This window comes from Nocardia sp. NPDC051321 (genome assembly GCF_044455225.1).
Taxonomy (GTDB): Bacteria; Actinomycetota; Actinomycetes; order Mycobacteriales; family Mycobacteriaceae; genus Nocardia.
This window is the reverse complement of record NZ_JBITEM010000012.1, coordinates 1-17,187: the sequence shown is the minus strand read 5'-3', so window position 1 is coordinate 17,187 and position 17,187 is coordinate 1. Positions and strand designations below refer to the sequence as shown.

Below are 17,187 nucleotides of genomic sequence, written 5' to 3'. Positions count from 1 at the left end.
TCTAGGGAATACGGGATCGGCAGTAATGCCGCTCGGCAACATCAGCGCGGGATAAACCTGGCGGGAACGATATCTCGCCGACCCGCAATGGCGATCAACCCACAGCGGCGACAGCTCGCGAAAAGGCCCGCACCCGGGTGGTTTCACGGTTGCGATGCCAGACCAAACCCAGCCGCGAATGCGCCAAGCCGGTCACCGGCACGAAGTTGACCTCCGGCCGATCATGGAATACCGCGGTCGGGTGGCACAGCAGCATCGCGCCCTGGCCTGCCGCCACCAATTCGATCCCCTCCCACAGGGTGCCGACAGCGGGACCGGCCGGAACGGGCCGCCCACCGGGAGTGACATCCACCGACTGCGCCCGCCGCCAGTAGTGCGGCGCGGGTCCGTGGACGCCGATCAACGAGAACTCGGCCAGCTCCTCCGGCGACAGACTCGTCCGCGCCGCGAGCGGATGCGCCTTGTGCACCGCCAGCAACTGCGGCTGCTCCGAAAAGACCTGCCCGAGAACAAGATCGCTCTCCCCCATCGGCAAAAGCACCACCGCGATATCCACCTCGCCACGCTGCACCGGACCGAACGGGTCGGCCAACGGGATCTCGACCACCTCGGTGACGCAGGCGGGAAACCGGTGCTCGAACAGTGCGAGCGCCTCCGTCAGGTTCTCGCCGGGCGATCCCTGGACGCCGATGCGCAGCACCCCTTCCGTCCCGCGAGCGGCGGCCTTGACGTTGTCCACCGTGGCACGCAACGCCGCGTAGGCCGGCCCCAGGTCGGCCAGGAAGTCCTGGCCGAGCGGCGTCAGGGTCACCTTGCGGCTGGTGCGCTCGATCAACCGCGCGCCGACCCGCCGTTCCAGCGCGCGCAGCAATTGACTCACCCGACTCTGCGAGACGTACAGCCGTTCGCCCGCGCGCCCGAAGTGCAGTTCCTCGGCGAGTACGAGGAAGGCCTCCAACTCGCGTACCTCGAGACTCATGGCTCCCTCTCCAGCGTCGATGAGTTCAGCTCATAGAACGATGAGACCTTCGCCGTTGTTTCCGCCCGGGACGATCAGTTGGCTGGAGGCATGACACAGGTTCAAGCAATCGCGAGTCCAGCACCGGCAGCGCACGATTCGGCACTGCGCGGCTGGCTCGGCGTCGCGGCGGTGACCGGGGCCACCTTCACGGCCGTCACCTCGGAAATGCTTCCGGTCGGATTGCTCACCCCGATCAGCGATACCTTGCGGGTCACCGAGGGCGCGGCGGGGCTCTCGCTGACCGCCACCGGTCTGGTCGCCGCCTTCTCGGCACCGCTGATCACCGCCGCGCTCGGCCGTACCGACCGCAGGCTGGTGCTCTGCGTGCTGCTCGCGGTGCTGACGCTCGGCAATCTCGGCGCGGCATCGGCGCCGAACTTCGGCGTCATGATCGGGGCCAGGGTGCTGATCGGCATCGGCATCGGCGGGGTGTGGGCGATCGCGGCGAGCATGGCGGCGCGGCTGGTACCGGAGCAGTCGATCGGGCCCGCCACTTCGCTGGTCTACAGCGGCGTCGCGGTGGCCTCGGTGATCGGCGTCCCCGCGGGGACCTACCTCGGCGCCGTCGCCGGGTGGCGCGCGGCCTTTCTCGTCGCGGCGGGTCTCGCGGTGGTGGTGCTTGTCGCCACCGCCGCACTGCTGCCGAGATTGGCTGTTGCCCAAGCGGTTCCGCTCCGCGAGGTACTGCTCTTGACCCGCAGACCCCAATTGCGTACGGCGCTGGTGGTTGTCGCGTTCCTGGTGACCGGACACTTCGCCGCCTATACCTATGTCCGTCCGCTGCTGGAGAAGGTGACCGGCGTCGGCGCGAGCACCGTCGGCACCCTGCTCCTGGTGTACGGAATCGCCGGTGTGCTCGGCAATTTCGGCTCCGGCACCGCCGGTGTCCGCGGCCCGCGCCGGACGCTGATCACGATCAGCATCCCGTTGGCAGGCACCGTGCTGCTGATACCGATGCTCGGGGGCTCGCTCTGGCTTGCCGTCGTGCTGATGGTGACGTGGGGGCTCTCCTACGGCGGCGTGTCGGTCACCACACAGAATTGGGTCTTCGCCGCCGCACCCGACGCGCGAGAGGCGGCGTCCTCGTTGAACGCGGGAGTCTTCAACGCCGCCATCGCCCTTGGCGCACTGGTCGGCGGACGCACCGCGGACGCGTTCGGCGTCACCTCGGCCATGTGGCTCGGCGGCGCGCTGGTGCTCGTCGCGCTGACGATCGCCGCGGCAAGCCGCTCGTCGAAAGTCTCCGAGCTGCGGAGATAGCGAAAAATCAGGTGCGGTGTTGATCATGGAGCACCTAGCATCAATGGCATGGCCCTACGCGCGATCCCCGCTTCGATGGACCCGGCGGTGGTCGGGTCCATCGACCTCGAGCTGGCCAGAATCGAGCGCGAGCACCGCGTCTCGATTCGGCTCGCCATCGAAAGCGGCAGCCGGGCTTGGGGTTTCCCGTCACCGGATTCCGATTACGACTGCCGGTTCGTCTATGTCGCGAACCTGGATACCTATCTGTCGCCGTGGCGCACCCGCGACGTGCTCGAGACGCCGCTGTCCGGGCTGCTCGACGTGAACGGCTGGGACCTGGCCAAGGCGCTGCGCCTGCTGGTCGCGGGCAATGCCGTGCTCATCGAATGGCTGATGTCGCCGATCGTGTATCGCGGTGACAGCCGGTTCCGGGACGACCTGCGCGCCTTGGCCGATGAGGTCGCCGACCGCAACCGGGTGGCCAGGCACTACCTGCATCTGGGCGCCAAGCAGTGGGAGTTGTTCGACCGCAACCGATCACTGAAGAAGGTGTTCTATTCGTTGCGCCCGGCAATGGCTTTGCACTGGCTACGCGAGCACCCCGGTGTGGCGGTCGCGCCGATGCACCTGCCAACGCTGATGGCCGAGTCCGACCTGCCCGCCGATCTTGTTGCGGCAGTAGCGGAGTTGACCGAGCTCAAGTCGCGGACCCGCGAAATGGGCAGTGGGACGGTGCCGATGCCGATCGCCGCGTTCATCGAGTCCGAATTCGAGCTGGCCGCAGCCGCTTTCCCGAAGACGGTGGATCCGGACCTCGGCCGGGCCAGGAGCCGCACCGCGGAGTTCTTCCGGGCCGAGGCCACCACACGGTCGTAACCGCGCATTTACGATTCGGCGACGGCCGCCGCGTACGCCTGCGCAAGCCGGTGCGTCGCGGTCGGCCGGTCCGGGTCCGGACGGGGAATGCCGAGATGGGACTCGCGCAGCTCGTCCATGAACTCCGCCCACAGTTCGGGCCCGCCCGCCTCGAGCAGTTCGGCCCGCACCCGCAACTGCTTGGTGGTCGGCCGGTGCCGCAACCCCCATGCGCCGAGCTGCGCCAGCACCGGCACCAACTCGATGGCAGGCTCGGTCAGCCGGTATTCCGCCTTCTGACCGGGCCTGCTGTCCTCGCGACTGAGCAGACCCGCCGCGACCAGCCGTTTCAGCCGATCGGACAGGATGTTCGAGGCGATGCCCTCCTCCGATCCGGCGAGCAGCTCCCGGAAATAGCGCCGGTTGCCGAACATCACGTCCCGCAGCACCAGCAGGGTCCACCGATCGCCGATCACCTCGATCGTCGCGTTGATCGGGCACCCCGAGCGTCCCACTTCGCGCATCTACCGCTCCTTCGCCACGAAACCGATTCGAACTTCTGCTTGCAATATACAACCAGTTGCGCTTACTCTCTACGCAAGCGATTGCAAACTGCAAGCAGTAAAGAGAAAGACGGCATCATGGCGAAGCTCCGCGTACACAACCTGGCCATCTCACTGGACGGCTACGTCGCCGGACCGAACCAAACCCCCGACAACCCGATCGGCGAAGGCGGCATGCGCCTGCACGAATGGGTCTTCGCCACCCGAACCGGCCACGACTGGTCCGGCACCGAGGGCGGCGAAACCGGTATCGACGACGATTTCATCAAGGCGGGCGATGTCGGAACCGGCGCAACCATCATGGGCCGCAACATGTTCGGCCCGATTCGCGGCGAGTGGCAGGACGAGGAATGGAAGGGCTGGTGGGGCGACAACCCGCCCTACCACCACGACACGTTCGTGATGACGCACCACCCCCGGCCGTCGCTGCCGATGGCGGGCGGGACCACATTCCACTTCGTCGACGACACCCCGGAGGAGGTGTTGCGGCAGGCGTTCAAGGCTGCCGACGGCAAGGATGTCCGGTTGGGCGGCGGCTCCTCGGTCGTGCGCCAGTTCCTGCAAGCGGGCCTGGTCGATGAGATGCACCTGGCCGTGGTGCCGATCCTGCTCGGCGGCGGTGAGCGACTCTACGACGAGCTCGGCACGCTGCCCGGCTACGCGATCAGCTCGGTGGTCCGCTCCCCCGCGGTCACCCATGTGGTGTTCACCAAGGCGTAAGACGCCCCATGAAAATGGGGAAAGGCCCCGCACCATGCCGGTGTGGGGCCTTTCGAAAGCTTAGGAGCGATCAGATCAGAGGACGCGAACGTCCTGTGCCTGCGGGCCCTTCTGGCCCTGGCCGATCTCGAACTCCACGCGCTGCCCCTCATCGAGGGACCGGAAACCCGCGCCGCTAACGGCCGAGTAATGCACGAAGACGTCGGGGCCTCCGCCGTCTTGCGCGATGAAGCCGAAGCCCTTCTCGCTGTTGAACCACTTCACAATGCCCTGAGCCATTTCATACTTTCTGTAGACGAGCCAGATTCTGCCAAATGGAATGGCCTGGTCTCGTGATCAACGATGCCATGATCCGACGAATTTCTCCACATCTTCCTCGGTCAACTGTGAGCAATACAACGCTGACGAGGGAGTGTTGCCCTCACCTCCCATGCTCTGACAGGCCAAGATCCGGGAAAACCACCCGAAACAGGCGTTCAGGTACCTGAGCTTGCTGCCAGGCGCGCTCGGCGTCCCCCTCCGACGAATCGGCCTGGACCGCCTGCACCGCGTAGTTCGCCGCGTGCACCGCGTGGCCCGCGACATGTGCGGTCGCCGCCGCGTGCCCGGCCGACCGCGCGGCGGAACTGGCCGCGCCGTCGGTCTCGCGGGCGGAGTCGTGCGCGGCGAACGCGGCCTTGCGCGCCTCGGGCATCGTCAGGTCGCCGCGTACCCAGGCGCGGGCGGCCTCGATCGCCGCGGTCGGTCGCGCGTCATCGGGGCGCGCGCGCTCGAAAAGCGGCAGCACGTGCTCAGCACACGCCGCCGCCCACAGCGCCAACGCGGTGTGGTCGACCCGGTTCAGGGTCACCGGCCCGCTCTGCTCGCCTCGGTCCGCACAGGCCTTCCCCTTCTCGACGCAAGTGGTCGCCGATGCTCGGCCACGTCCCAGTTATCTTGTGCCGCAAAGGCCATCGCTACCAGCGCACTAACGCGCCGTTAAGTCATCCTACGACTTTCCGCCGTATCGTGCAGCCCCCACATCGTGTCTCGTATTCAGGGCCGCAGGTAACGCACCTGGCGTGGCTTCGCCGCGTCGTGGGCGGCGCGGCCGGACAGATGCTCGGGAACGCCGACCTCCCACCAGGCGCCCGCCTCCGTCCAGGACGACGGCTGAGTGCGGATCACCAGCACGGCCGGGCGAGACTCACGGACCGCGGTTTCCCGGGCTTCGGCGTAGGCACCGCGGAATTCGTCGAGGTCGGCGGCGGTGAAGACGGCGCAGCCCAGCGCGCGGGCGTGCGCGGTGAAGTCAACTCGCGGCGGTTCGTCGTGGGTACTGCGGCAGTCCGCGTAGAAGTTGTTGAACGGTGCGCCGCCTTGCCCCTCCTGCAGGCGCGCGATCACCGCGTAGCCGTCGTTGTCGCAGACGACCGCGACGAATGGGTGGCCCGCGAAAGCCGCGGAGAACAGTTCGGAATTCAGCATCAGATACGAGCCGTCGCCGAGCATGGTGGTGACCACGCCGCCGGTGTGCGCCATGGCCGCGCCCCACGCACCCGCGAGTTCGTAACCCATGCAAGAGAATCCGTATTCGACGTCCATGGTGGGTGTGCCGCCTGCCGCGCGCCAACCGCCGACGAGTTCGCCCGGCATGCCGCCCGAGGCGGTCATGACGTAGTCGGTCGGTGTGCTGAGCTCGTTGACGACGCCCACGACCTGGGCGTAACTGGGGGTCCCCGGAGTGTGGGCGCGCAGCTTGTCGATGTGGGCGTCCCAGGTGCTGCGCTGGGCGGCGGCGCGTGCGGTCCATTCGGGTTCGGCGCGCCACGTCTGGGTACGTTCGGCCAGGTCACGGACCGTGGCGTCGGCATCGCCGACTATCGCAAGAGCACCGTGCTTGACCGCGTCGAACCGGGCTGCGTTGATGGTGACGAGGCGGACCTCTGGTGCGAAGACGGTCCACGAGGCGGTGGTGAAGTCCTGCAGCCGCGTGCCAACCGCGAGGACCAGGTCGGCCTCGACGGCCAGTACGTTGGCCGAGGACGAGCCGGTGACGCCGAGTGGACCGGCGTAGAGCGGGTGGTCGTGCGGGACCAACGTGCGGCCCGCTGTCGTCTCGATGATCGGAATGCCATGGCGCTCAGCGAATTCGAGGGCAGAGCCGACCGCGCCCGAGTAGCGGACACCACCGCCGAGTACCAGCAGCGGCCTTTCCGAGTCGCGCAGCGCGGCGGCGGCGTCGGTCAGCGCGCGCTCGTCGGCGCGCGGACGCAGGATGCGGTGGACGACCGGCGCGAACAGCGCGTCGGGGAAGTCGTAGGTCTCGGCCTGCACGTCTTGCGGCAGTGCGAGGGTGACCGGGCCCGCCTCGGCCGGGTCCGTGAGCACCCGGACGGCTTGGGGCAGCGTGGAAATCAGCTGTTCGGGGCGGGTGATTCGATCGAAGTAGCGGCTGACCGCGCGGAAGGCGTCGTTGACCGTTGCGGTCGCGTCGCCGAAGTGCTCGACCTGCTGCAGCACCGGATCGGGGGCGCGGGAGGTGAAGGTGTCGCCCGGAAGCAGCAGCAGCGGAAGGCGATTCGCGTGCGCGACACCCGCCGCGGTCACCATGTTCAGCGCGCCGGGGCCGATCGACGAGGTGGCCACCCCGACCTGCCGACGGTGTGTCGCTTTGGCGTAACCGACGGCGGCCAAGGCCATGCCCTGCTCGGTATGCCCGCGCCAGACCGGGATTTCGTCGCTTCGCTCCTGCAGTGCGGTGCCGAGGCCGAGGACGTTGCCGTGCCCGAAGATGCCGAAAACGGCAGGGAACAAGGGCACTTCGCGGCCGTCGAGGGTTTCTGAGCGCTGGGCAACCAGCCAGGCCACCAATGCCTGTGCCGCGGTCAGTTTCATCCGAGCCGTCCTTTGTGGTTGGTGACCGGGCAGCGCGGATCGAGAGGTTCGTCGTCCCAGCTGCCGCGCACCCAGGTGTGCGCCGGGTCGTCGCAGAAAGCCATCGAGCGCGCCGCGGCGGGGCCGGCGAGCACGTTGAGGTAGTACATCGGGTAGCCGGGCGCGGCTATGCACGGGCCGTGGTAGCCGTGCGGGACCAGGAAAACGTCGCCGTCACGCACCGCAACGTTTTCGTCGAGGGTGCCGTCCGCGGTGTACGTCCGATGCATTCCGAATCCGTCACGTGACGGAGTAATGCCGTCCCGGCCGGCGATCCGGAAGTAGTAGATCTCCTCGTTGACGACCTCGCAGTCGCTCGCCTCGTCGTGCTTGTGCGGCGGGTAGGAGGACCAGTTGCCGTCCGGGGTGATCAGCTCGCAGGCATTGAGCCTGTCGGCGTGGTCCCAGCAGCCGGGGACGCCGAAGTTGGCGACCTGGCGGGTGGCTTGCCCCGCACCGCGAATGTCGACCGGAACCTGTTCGGCGGGGCCGTATTTCGGATTCAAGCGGTTCGTACAGCGTGCCATGGGGAGCGCGAGCTCCACATCACCCTCGGCCACCAGCTCGACGTGCGCGTCACGCGGGACGTAGGCGAAGTCCGTCACCCGGGTGAAAACCGAGTCCCTGCCGGACAATTCGAACGTCATGCCGTCGACGCGCACTGTGCAGGACCCTGCCAGTGGCAATACGAACGCCTCGAACTCCCCCGTCTCGAGGGTCCGGGTCGCACCGGCGCGCAGGTTCAGCACCCGCAAGCCCGTGTAGGTCCACCCGGCGTCTTCGGGGGTGAGGTGGATCGAATCGCCACTGTCGCTGAGGGTTCCCGCCGGTCGATGCAGCTTCATCGCACTCCTCCGTTTCGGCCGGTGGCCGCCGGCCCCCAGGTTGCACCACGGCCCACCCACGCACCGGCCAGCCGCTGCGTCCGAATTCGCGCCGCGCGTACATAACTGCCACCAATCCCGCGCGCGCCAGGAAGATTCATTCGCAGCAGTCGTCCGCCTTTCCGCGCGGCGCTACTCGGACGCCTACGGCGATCGGCGAACTGCTCGTTGCTACGCGGCGCGCCCATCGTGGTGCCCCGCATACGAATTCGATGGCGATTTCGTCCGCGCGACGACGATCTGTGCGCGTCGCGGGCGACGAGCAGGGCACAGTCGGATGGCGGCTGGACCAGGTTCGGGGCGGAGACGCGGCTCATCGGGCCTCCTTCAGCATCTTGGCGGCCGCATCCACCGCCGCTCCGACGTCGCCGTCGGGCGGGTAGAGCAGGGTGCGGCCGACTACCAGGCCGCGGACCACGTCGTGGCCGAGCGCGCCGTCCCAGTACGCGATGTCGGCGACCTGGTCACCGGAAGGGGCGCCACCGAGGACGACGACCGGCAGAGTCGTTGCATCAAGAACTGAGATGTCTTCCGGGGCAGGGATCTTCAACCAGGTGTAGGCGGAGGTGACGCCGAGGCCGGAGGCGACCGTGATGGCACGAGCCAGCGAGGCCGCGTCCTTGCTCATGACCAGGACACCGGATTCGTCGCGGTGGTACGGCAGTGGCTCGACCATGGCCATCAGTCCATTGGCCGCGAGCTCGGAGACCGCCTGCGCGCAGGCTTGCAGCGTCGGCACCGTGCCCGCGTCGGAATCGACAAGGCGCAGCAGCATTTTGCCGCCGTCCAGGCGGAATCTGGCGAGCGAGTCCGCGTCGTATCCGGTGAAGCGGTCATCGATCTCCCACTCCGCGCCCGCCAGTCCGCCGCGGTTCATGGAACCGATCACGACCTTGTCGTCCAGAGCGTCCAGCAGCAGCAGTTCCTCGACCACGTCCGGCGAACCGAGCACGCCATCGACGTCCGGGTGCGCCAGCGCGATCAGCAGCCGCTCCAACAGCGCGCGCCGGTCCGCCATCGCGGTCAGGTCCGAGCCGACACCGAGGGCGCCGCGGGCCGGATGGTCGGCAGCGATCAGGAACAGGGTGTCCTTGTCCGCCAACAGGTTAGGGCGGCGGACCCGTTTCGCATATGCCCGCTCGACCGCCGCCGGGTCCGTCGCGCGGACGCGCAGCAGCTCACGCCAGCGTTCGTCGGTCAAATGCACCGTAGTTCCTCCAATTCTGTGAATGCCGGCCACTTCAGCGGCACAGCAGTTCCTCGATCTCCGAGTTCGTCGGCATAGCGTCCGCGCACGCCAACCGCGACGCCACCAGAGCGCCAGCGGCATTCGCGTAGGTGGCGATGCGGTGCGGGTCCCAGTCCGAGAGCAGGCCGTGGATCAGCGCACCACCGAAGCCGTCACCGGCCCCGAGACCACACACCACATCGACGCGGCACGGTGGCACCGTCCAGCGTTCGTACTCGGTGGCGACGAGCACGCCCTCGGCGCCGCGCTTGATCACCGCGAGACGAACGCCGCGAGCAAGCAGCCGGTCGGCGGCCTCGTCGGGATCGGCTGTGCCCACGGCGACTTGGACCTCGGTGCGGTTGCCGACGACCACGTTGACATGGTCGACCATCCAGCCGATCTCGGACCGGGCGGTCTCGACGTCCGGCCAGAACATCGGCCGGTAGTCGAGATCGAGCACGGTGTGCCCGCGCCGGTCGCGCCGTTCGAGAATCCGGCGCTGGGTGGTGCGTCCGGGTTCGGCGCTCACCCCCGTACCGGTAACCCAGAGCAGCGGAACCGAATCCACCACATCCCACGGCACCTCGTCCTCGGTGATAGTGAGATCCGGCGCGACGGGCGCGCGGTAGAACAGCAGTGGCGGATCGGCAGGCGGGTTCAGTTCGCAAAAGACCACCGGGGTAAGCAGATCAGGTGCGGTGGACACGTACTGCGGCGATACACCGAAGTCCGCCAACGCCGTTCGGACGTAGTCGCCGAAACCGTCCGGCCCCACCTTCGTCAGCACCGCGCTGCGGCGACCGAGCCGGGCGGCCGCCACCGCGACGTTGGTCGCGGTGCCGCCGAGGAACTTCGCGAACGACTGCACCTCGGCCAATCGGACACCACTCTGCTGCGGATAGAGATCGACTCCTACCCGACCGATCGTCAACGCTTCCACTTCGCTCATCGCAGAGCCCGCCGCCCGACCGGCCTCGCTACGCGGCCGCTCACGACACCACCCGCTCCAGTTCGTGCTGCAACGCGTCCAGCTCGGCGCCACCCGCCATCTGCCGGGTGAGCTCCGGCAAGTCGATCTGGTCCTTCTCGTACGAGCCGAGCACCGTGCCGCGTTTGAGCAGCAGGAACCGGTCGCCGACCGGGAAGGCGTGGTGCGGGTTGTGCGTGATGAGGATGACGCCGAGCCCACGATCACGTGCCTGGACAACGTATTTCAGCACCACCCCGGCCTGCTTCACGCCCAACGCGGCGGTCGGTTCGTCCAGGATCAGCACCTTGGCGCCATAGTGCACCGCCCGCGCGATGGCGACGCATTGCCGCTGACCGCCGGACAGCGTGCCGACCGGCTGCTCCATGTCACGAATCTCGATGCCCATGTCCGCCAACCCTTGTCGGGCGATCTCCCGGCCTTTGCGGCGATCGAGCAACCGGAACGGTCCGGTCGTCGGCTCCGAGCCGAGCACGAAGTTGCGCCACACGCTCATCAGCGGCACCACCGCAAGGTCCTGATAGACAGTCGCGATGCCATGGTCCAAAGCCGCACGCGGCGAGGACAATCGGACCGGCTGGCCGTCGATCCGCAGCTCGCCGCGATCGTGCTGGTGCACGCCAGCGAGGATCTTGATGAGCGTCGACTTGCCCGCGCCGTTGTCGCCGAGGATGCAGGTCACCTGACCCGCGTTGACCACGGTGGACACGTCCTGCAGCGCGACAACACCGCCGTAGCTTTTGCCGATACCAACGGCCTCGATCAGTGGCGCCGCCCGGCCGCCGCCCTCCATCGAATCGCTTCGCGATGCTTCACTCATCGGCGTACCCTTTCGGCTCGCTTCTGGAATCTGTTGTTGACCAACACCGCCGCCAGCAGCAGCACGCCGAGGAACAGCATGAACCAGTCACTGTCCCAGCGCGCGAACACGATTCCCTGACGGGCCATGCCGAAGATGAGAGCACCGATCGCGGCACCGACGGCCGAGCCGAAACCACCGGTCAGCAGGCAACCGCCGACAACCGCGGCGATGATGTAGTGCAGCTCGAGGCCCACCCCCTGATTCGCCTGCACGCTGGCGAATCGCAGGATGCTGCAGGAGCCGACGACCCATCCGGCGAACGCCGTGGTCATGAAGAGCACGATCTTCGTCCGGTTCGCCGGGACACCCACCGCCCGCGCATTCTGCAGCGCACCGCCGACCGCGAAGATCCAGTTGCCGAACCTGGTGCGCACCAACACGATCGAGGCGATCACCGTCAACACGATCCACCAGATGACCGAGGCTTGGATGCGGGCGTCACCGATGTTCAGCGTCGAGGCGAACACCCAGCCCGCCGAGTTGTAGCCGTCCACGCTCCGAATCCCCGACACCTGAACGGTTCCGGTGACCATCCGGGTCACGCCGAGGTTCAGGCCCTGCAGCGCAAGAAAAGTGCCGAGCGTGACGATGAAACTCGGCAATCCGGTGCGCATCACCAACCATCCGTTGAACGCGCCGACGAGCAGCGCGAGCACCAGCGAGGCCAGCAGCGCGAACCAGACGTTCCAGCCCGCGTGCACCGCGAGCAGCGCGGTGACCAGCGCGGTCGACGCCGTCATCACACCGGCCGACAGGTCGAATTCACCGCCGATCATCAACAGTGCCACCGCGACCGCCATGATGCCGAGCGTGGACGAGTCGTCCAGCCAGGTCGCGACGCCGAGCGGACTCAGGAAGCGGTCGGTGATGATCGAGAAGAACACAAATACGAGTAGCGCGCCGAGCGCGGCACCGATCTCCGGCCGGACCACCATCCGCTGCATCAGCGTCGGCCCCTTCGGCTCGGCGGCCGGGTCGGCCTCGGATGTCTTTGTGGCAACAGTCATTTCATACTCCTCAGCGGGTCCCCTGTGCCACGAGCGCGGCGACGGCATCGACGTTGCTCTTGTCGACGAAGGCCGGACCCGTCTGCACCGGTGTGCCACCACCGACGGTGTTCAGGTTCGTCCGGTATGCCTGCAGCAGCACCACGGGCAGATAGCCCTGCTCGTACTGCTGCTGGTCGACGGCGAACAGCAGCTTGCCCGCGCGAATGGCCTCGACCACATCGGTATTGAGGTCGAACGTGGCGACCGTCGCGCCGGACTGCGCCTCTTTCACCCCGTCCACCGCGCGAGCGGCGACCTGTGAATTGAGCGTCAGCACAGCGTCGATGGACTTGTCCGCCTCGAGCGCACCCTTGATGCGGGACTGCGCGTCGGTCGGGTTGTTGATGTCCACCTGCAGCGTCGTACCGTTGCCGAAGGCCTTGGTCGCGCCCTCACACCGCTGGTTGGCGCCGATATTGCCCGCCTCGTGGATCACGCAGAGCAGCTTGGTCTTCTTGGCGTCGGCGAGGCGCTTGCCTGCCGCCTGCCCGGCCAGCGACTCGCTTTGTCCCACATGGCCGATGGCGCCGTACTTGACGCTCTCGCTCTCCCCCGAGTTGATCGTCACCACCGGAATGCCTGCGGCCCTGGCCTTTTCGATCGAGGGCCGGAGCGCGTCCGGGTTGGCCATCGACACGACGAGCCCGTCGACGCCCTGCGCGACCGCGTTGTCGATCAGCTTCGCCTGCTGGCCCGGATCGCCGGCCGAGTTGTATTCGACTCGGACGCCGAGGTCTTTGCCCGCGGCCTCCGCGCCGTTCTTGACCACGTTCCAGAACGCGTCACCGGGGCTGCCGTGTGTCACCACCGCGACGGAATTCAGTTTGCCTGCGGCGACAGGCGAATTGGTCGGGACAGGCACGTCGGCGCCCGGCCCGCTACACGCGGCGAGCACCGCGGCGGCGGCGAGCCACGGCACCAAGCGGCGCGATCGCTGCCACCCTCGGCGTACTCGAAGAGACATCGTTGTCATCACTTCCCAACTAGATTCGTGCGGCGGAAGTCGCGAGCGCCGCAAGGTGGCGCAGGCTGCGTTCGGTGTCCCGGCTCGGCAGCTCCGCCGAGTCGGTCGGCCGCAGGGCGGTGTCCTGCTCCATCACATACCAGCCGTCGTATCCGGCGGCCTGCATGCTGTGTACCAGAGTGGCGATGTCGACATCACCCTCGCCCAGCGGGACATACAGCCCGCGGCGCACGGCCTCGCTGTATTCCATTGCGCCGCCGCGTACCTCGTCGGCGACCGCGCTGCGCACGTCCTTCAGGTGAATGTGCCCGATCCGGTCGGCGTGTCGCCGCGCGAGCAGCACCGGGTCGGTGCCGCCGATCAGCAGGTGTCCGGTGTCGAGACAGATATCGAGGTCCGAATCGGCAAGGAAGCGTTCGACTTCGGCTTCGGACTCTACGTGCGTGCCGACGTGCGGATGCAACACCGCACGCAAACCGTGCTCGGCGGCAATGTCGCGGATCGCGGCGGAAGTATCGATGAGCGTGCGCCACTCGTCCGCGCTGAGCTGCGGGCGAGCGTCATATCCGCCGAGCCCGGTCGCGGCGGCGAGCACCAGCACATCGGCCCCGGTCGCGGCGAACAACGCGGCGTTCTCCTTCGCCGCCGCGATCGCGTTCTCCGGATCCTCGTGCAGCACCAGCGCCAGGAACCCGCCGACCGCGGAGATGCCGAATGTCGCGAGGAACGAGCGCAATTCGTCTGGGTCGCGCGGAAGATAGCCGGGCGGCCCGAGTTCGGTCGCGGTCAGGCCCAGCGCGGCCATCTCCGAGAGCACAGTGTGCGCGTCGAGCACGTGACCCCAGCCGGGAACTTCGCACACTCCCCAGGAGATGGGGGCGGCCGCGACGCGCAGCGGGTAGAGCGGTTCGGTCATCAGGACTTCTCCGACCTTCGATGTCGAGTTGAACGCTCCAAGCGATTGGAGCGCTCCAACTATGTAACGTGGGTCATAGTGTGTCAAGAGGCGCACCGTTGTCCAGAATATCGCTAATACCAGGTAATATCCGGCCATCCAGCGGAAACGCCGAGAACTCCGATAGTGCAGAAAGTCCGATTAGAGCGCTCTATTGATTCGCGCGCGCCAACCTTGTAACGTCCGACACTGCACGGACCATCGAACGCGGAACGGAGGCGACATGGCGCGACCGACCATGGAAGACGTCGCCGAGCGCGCCGGCGTCTCCCGCGCCCTCGTCTCGCTGGTCATGCGCAACTCACCGAAGGTGAGCGAGCACCGGCGCCGTGCCGTGCTGGCGGCCGCCAAAGACCTCGGCTACCAGCCGCACATCATGGCCCGTTCGCTGGCCAGCCGAACCTCGAACATCGTCGGCGTCATGGTCTCCGACCTGCACAACGCCTTCTTCGCCGACGTCGTCGAGGGAATGGACAGCGCCGCACAGGAATCCGGCCTCGAGCTGATCCTCAATACCGGCCGCCGCAGCGCCGCCCGCGAGCGCACCGCCCTGGAGAGCCTGCTCGCGTTCCGCCCCGGCGGCATCATCCTGCTCTCGCCCATCCTGCCCGCCGGCGCCATTCGCGATGCGGCACAACAGGCTCCGCTGGTCCTGGTGTCCCGCAGCTCCAGCGTCGCCGACGTCGACACCGTCAACGACGACGGCGAGGTCGGTGTCGGTCTAGCCGTGGATCACCTTGCCTCTCTGGGCCATCGGCGCATCGTGCACCTCGACGGCGGCACCGCGTTCAGTGCCGCTCCCCGCCGCAAGGGCTACCGCACCGCGATGGAACGGCACGGCCTCGAGCCGATGGTCGTCCCGAGCGAGCACACCGACGCCGCGGGCATGGCCGCCGTGCAGAAGCTGCTGAACCTCTTCTCCCGCAACAACTTCCCTACCGCCCTGGTCTGCGGCAACGACTTCAACGCCGTCGGCGCCATGTCCGCGCTGGAAGAGGCCGGGTTGCGCGTCCCCGACGACGTATCCATCGTCGGCTACGACAACACCTCCCTAGCCGCGCTCCGCCACATCTCGCTCACGACCATCGACCAGCCGCGCGTCCAAATGGGCCGCCTCGCCGTCGAAGCACTCGTTGAACGCCTACGCGCCGACCGCACCGACCCGGTCCGCCACCGCCTCCAGCCCTCCCTCGTCGTCCGCTCGACGACGAGCGCGCCCACCCGCTGAAACATCCCCTGCCCCAGGCAGTTCCATCCCGCACGTCGTGATTTCACCAGGAGGAAAGTCGATGACATCCCACAAAGCCGTCACCCTCGGCCTCGCAGGCACCGGCCGCATCGGCACCTCCCACGCCGAAACCCTCAAGAATTTCCCCAACGTAGCCAACGTCATCGTCGCCGACGCCGACCCCGACCGAGCCCGCACCACCGCAACCAAACTCGGCCTGGAGTTCGCCCCCGACCTCGACACCCTCTTCGCCGCCGACCTCGACGGCCTCATCATCACCACCGCCACCGACTCCCACCCCGAGCTGATCACCAGAGCAGTCGACGCAGGCATCCCCGTCTTCTGCGAAAAGCCAGTCGCTGCGAACATCGAAGGCACCCTAGCCGTCCTCGAACACCTCCAAAACACCACAGTCCCAGTACAAATCGGCTTCCAACGCCGCTTCGACGCCGGCTACCAAGCCGCCCGAACCGCCATCACCTCCGGCTCCCTCGGCTGGCTCCACACCCTCCGAGCCACCACCCTCGACCCCACACCCCCGCCCCCCGCCTACATCCCCCACTCCGGCGGCATCTTCCGCGACTGCGGCGTCCACGACTTCGACATCATTCGCTGGGTAACCGGCCGCGAGATCACCGAGGTCTACGCCACCGGCACCAACCAGGGCGACCAGGTCTTCACCGAATCCGGCGACGTAGACACCGCCGCGATCCTGTTGCACCTGGACAACGACACCCTCGCAACCGTCTCCCTCACCCGCTACAACGGCGCAGGCTACGACGTCCGCCTAGAAGCCCTCGGCTCCAAGGGAAACGCCATCGTAGGCCTCGACGACCGCGCCCCCCTAACCTCCGTCGAACCCGACTACCCCGCCTCCCCCTACCCCGCCTACCCCGGCTTCATGGACCGCTTCCGCAACGCCTACACCGAAGAACTAGACGCCTTCATCTCCGTCATCAACGGCAACCTCGAAAACCCCTGCAGCCCTGCCGACGCCCTAGAAGCCTTCTACGTCGCCGAAGCCTGCGAACTCTCCCGCCGGCAAGGGCGTCCAGTTGCAGTAGACGAGGTCCGCCGCTGATCCAAACTACCTCCTTCTACCGGCCGAACAGTCCTGGGCGGCGGTGCAGCGGTGGGGAGCCTTATGAGCTCACCCCTCAGCGTCGCCCGGTGTGACCGCGGGCGTCACCAACCACTCAGCTCGGGCGAGTCGTAGTTCACCGAAAGTGAGCGGTTCAGGTTCGACCAGCTGACGACGGAAAAGTTCGAACGACCGCATCTTGTCTTGGTGATCGCCTCCACTTTCACCTCGTAGGCACGCCAGGTTCCCGACTACCAGGTACGAACGTGGGCGCAGTAGATACGTGATGTTCCTTGGAATGTCGCTGCCGTCGGAATCCTTGCTTTGCAACTGTTCCCCCATATCTACCATTGCTCGATAGACCGTGCCCTAGGCCTGTGCGACGCCACAGGACAGCTCCCGAGAGGAGCCCAGCAGCCGGGGCGATACTCCTTGCCAAGCAAGTCCTTCTCGTGTGTCTTCAATTCCACAGACACCATCGATCTAACACGACCAGATGTCCGAAGCAAGGCGTCGGTCCACTTTTCGACTCCTGAGGCTCCCCCCGAACGGTGGACACCTAGTTAGCGGGATGGTTTGTCCTGCTGAGAGGATGTCTGTATGTCTCGGAAGCGTCGGTCGTTCACGA

17 protein-coding genes are annotated in these 17,187 nt (G+C 67.2%); 5 read left to right on the top strand and 12 right to left on the bottom strand.

The window, feature by feature from the left end:
• Positions 1–94: 94 nt before the first annotated feature.
• Entirely contained in the window at positions 95–979 is an 885-nt protein-coding gene (locus ACIA8C_RS27840) for a LysR family transcriptional regulator (RefSeq protein WP_397139689.1), read from the bottom strand.
• Between the two features lie 90 nt (positions 980–1,069).
• On the opposite strand from ACIA8C_RS27840, the gene ACIA8C_RS27835 reads away from it, so the two are divergent.
• Together ACIA8C_RS27835 and ACIA8C_RS27830 are read left to right on the top strand one after the other, a co-directional pair.
• Positions 1,070–2,281, top strand: a complete 1,212-nt coding sequence (locus ACIA8C_RS27835) for an MFS transporter (RefSeq protein ID WP_397139687.1) — start codon at positions 1,070–1,072, stop codon at positions 2,279–2,281.
• A 48-nt stretch (positions 2,282–2,329) separates the two neighbouring features.
• The gene (locus ACIA8C_RS27830) at positions 2,330–3,139 is read left to right on the top strand and encodes a DNA polymerase beta superfamily protein (protein ID WP_397139685.1); all 810 of its coding nucleotides are present in this window, start codon (positions 2,330–2,332) and stop codon (positions 3,137–3,139) included.
• 8 nt (positions 3,140–3,147) lie between these two features.
• Here ACIA8C_RS27830 and ACIA8C_RS27825 read toward each other — a convergent pair whose 3' ends face one another.
• Positions 3,148–3,642 (bottom strand): winged helix-turn-helix transcriptional regulator, encoded by a 495-nt coding sequence (locus ACIA8C_RS27825; protein WP_397139683.1) that lies wholly within the window; start codon positions 3,640–3,642, stop codon positions 3,148–3,150.
• 117 nt (positions 3,643–3,759) lie between these two features.
• Between ACIA8C_RS27825 and ACIA8C_RS27820 the strand changes: the two genes are divergently transcribed.
• The gene (locus ACIA8C_RS27820; RefSeq protein WP_397139681.1) at positions 3,760–4,401 is read left to right on the top strand and encodes a dihydrofolate reductase family protein; all 642 of its coding nucleotides are present in this window, start codon (positions 3,760–3,762) and stop codon (positions 4,399–4,401) included.
• A 75-nt stretch (positions 4,402–4,476) separates the two neighbouring features.
• Here the strand turns inward: ACIA8C_RS27820 and ACIA8C_RS27815 are convergent, their stop codons facing one another.
• From ACIA8C_RS27815 to ACIA8C_RS27770, 10 genes are all read right to left on the bottom strand, one after another.
• The gene (locus tag ACIA8C_RS27815; RefSeq protein ID WP_054814460.1) at positions 4,477–4,680 is read right to left on the bottom strand and encodes a cold-shock protein; all 204 of its coding nucleotides are present in this window, start codon (positions 4,678–4,680) and stop codon (positions 4,477–4,479) included.
• 142 nt (positions 4,681–4,822) lie between these two features.
• On the bottom strand, positions 4,823–5,251 hold the full coding sequence (locus ACIA8C_RS27810) for a putative immunity protein (protein WP_397139679.1): 429 nt from the start codon (positions 5,249–5,251) through the stop codon (positions 4,823–4,825).
• Between the two features lie 185 nt (positions 5,252–5,436).
• Entirely contained in the window at positions 5,437–7,278 is a 1,842-nt protein-coding gene (gene iolD / locus ACIA8C_RS27805) for a 3D-(3,5/4)-trihydroxycyclohexane-1,2-dione acylhydrolase (decyclizing) (RefSeq protein WP_397139677.1), read from the bottom strand.
• Complete coding sequence (iolB, locus tag ACIA8C_RS27800) at positions 7,275–8,162, bottom strand: 5-deoxy-glucuronate isomerase (protein ID WP_397139675.1); 888 nt, start codon at positions 8,160–8,162, stop codon at positions 7,275–7,277. Before iolB ends, iolD begins: the two co-directional genes overlap by 4 nt.
• Positions 8,163–8,514: 352 nt before the next feature.
• On the bottom strand, positions 8,515–9,408 hold the full coding sequence (locus ACIA8C_RS27795) for an aldolase (protein ID WP_397139673.1): 894 nt from the start codon (positions 9,406–9,408) through the stop codon (positions 8,515–8,517).
• A 34-nt stretch (positions 9,409–9,442) separates the two neighbouring features.
• On the bottom strand, positions 9,443–10,381 hold the full coding sequence (gene iolC, locus ACIA8C_RS27790; RefSeq protein ID WP_397139671.1) for a 5-dehydro-2-deoxygluconokinase: 939 nt from the start codon (positions 10,379–10,381) through the stop codon (positions 9,443–9,445).
• 40 nt (positions 10,382–10,421) lie between these two features.
• Entirely contained in the window at positions 10,422–11,240 is an 819-nt protein-coding gene (locus ACIA8C_RS27785) for an ATP-binding cassette domain-containing protein (RefSeq protein ID WP_397139668.1), read from the bottom strand.
• The gene (locus ACIA8C_RS27780) at positions 11,237–12,289 is read right to left on the bottom strand and encodes an ABC transporter permease (protein ID WP_397139665.1); all 1,053 of its coding nucleotides are present in this window, start codon (positions 12,287–12,289) and stop codon (positions 11,237–11,239) included. Before ACIA8C_RS27780 ends, ACIA8C_RS27785 begins: the two co-directional genes overlap by 4 nt.
• A gap of 10 nt (positions 12,290–12,299) precedes the next feature.
• Positions 12,300–13,295, bottom strand: coding sequence for a sugar ABC transporter substrate-binding protein (locus ACIA8C_RS27775; protein WP_397139663.1), 996 nt, complete (start codon positions 13,293–13,295; stop codon positions 12,300–12,302).
• A 19-nt stretch (positions 13,296–13,314) separates the two neighbouring features.
• A complete protein-coding gene (locus ACIA8C_RS27770; protein ID WP_397139660.1) occupies positions 13,315–14,211 on the bottom strand; it encodes a TIM barrel protein in 897 nt (298 codons plus the stop codon).
• 262 nt (positions 14,212–14,473) lie between these two features.
• On the opposite strand from ACIA8C_RS27770, the gene ACIA8C_RS27765 reads away from it, so the two are divergent.
• Together ACIA8C_RS27765 and ACIA8C_RS27760 are read left to right on the top strand one after the other, a co-directional pair.
• Positions 14,474–15,478: a LacI family DNA-binding transcriptional regulator gene (locus ACIA8C_RS27765; RefSeq protein ID WP_397139657.1), complete on the top strand. Its 1,005-nt coding sequence runs from the start codon at positions 14,474–14,476 to the stop codon at positions 15,476–15,478.
• Positions 15,479–15,539: 61 nt separating this feature from the next.
• Entirely contained in the window at positions 15,540–16,559 is a 1,020-nt protein-coding gene (locus ACIA8C_RS27760) for a Gfo/Idh/MocA family oxidoreductase (protein ID WP_397139655.1), read from the top strand.
• Positions 16,560–17,187: the final 628 nt, after the last annotated feature.

Excerpts from the sequence above, each read along its gene's own strand:
- ACIA8C_RS27840 (WP_397139689.1), bottom strand. The coding sequence starts at position 979 with ATGAGTCTCGAGGTACGCGAGTTGGAGGCCTTCCTCGTACTCGCCGAG.
- ACIA8C_RS27835 (WP_397139687.1), top strand. The coding sequence starts at position 1,070 with ATGACACAGGTTCAAGCAATCGCGAGTCCAGCACCGGCAGCGCACGAT.
- ACIA8C_RS27830 (WP_397139685.1), top strand. The coding sequence starts at position 2,330 with ATGGCCCTACGCGCGATCCCCGCTTCGATGGACCCGGCGGTGGTCGGG.
- ACIA8C_RS27825 (WP_397139683.1), bottom strand. The coding sequence starts at position 3,642 with ATGCGCGAAGTGGGACGCTCGGGGTGCCCGATCAACGCGACGATCGAG.
- ACIA8C_RS27820 (WP_397139681.1), top strand. The coding sequence starts at position 3,760 with ATGGCGAAGCTCCGCGTACACAACCTGGCCATCTCACTGGACGGCTAC.
- ACIA8C_RS27815 (WP_054814460.1), bottom strand. The coding sequence starts at position 4,680 with ATGGCTCAGGGCATTGTGAAGTGGTTCAACAGCGAGAAGGGCTTCGGC.
- iolD (WP_397139677.1), bottom strand. The coding sequence starts at position 7,278 with ATGAAACTGACCGCGGCACAGGCATTGGTGGCCTGGCTGGTTGCCCAG.
- iolB (WP_397139675.1), bottom strand. The coding sequence starts at position 8,162 with ATGAAGCTGCATCGACCGGCGGGAACCCTCAGCGACAGTGGCGATTCG.
- iolC (WP_397139671.1), bottom strand. The coding sequence starts at position 10,381 with ATGAGCGAAGTGGAAGCGTTGACGATCGGTCGGGTAGGAGTCGATCTC.
- ACIA8C_RS27785 (WP_397139668.1), bottom strand. The coding sequence starts at position 11,240 with ATGAGTGAAGCATCGCGAAGCGATTCGATGGAGGGCGGCGGCCGGGCG.
- ACIA8C_RS27780 (WP_397139665.1), bottom strand. The coding sequence starts at position 12,289 with ATGACTGTTGCCACAAAGACATCCGAGGCCGACCCGGCCGCCGAGCCG.
- ACIA8C_RS27775 (WP_397139663.1), bottom strand. The coding sequence starts at position 13,295 with ATGTCTCTTCGAGTACGCCGAGGGTGGCAGCGATCGCGCCGCTTGGTG.
- ACIA8C_RS27770 (WP_397139660.1), bottom strand. The coding sequence starts at position 14,211 with ATGACCGAACCGCTCTACCCGCTGCGCGTCGCGGCCGCCCCCATCTCC.
- ACIA8C_RS27765 (WP_397139657.1), top strand. The coding sequence starts at position 14,474 with ATGGCGCGACCGACCATGGAAGACGTCGCCGAGCGCGCCGGCGTCTCC.
- ACIA8C_RS27760 (WP_397139655.1), top strand. The coding sequence starts at position 15,540 with ATGACATCCCACAAAGCCGTCACCCTCGGCCTCGCAGGCACCGGCCGC.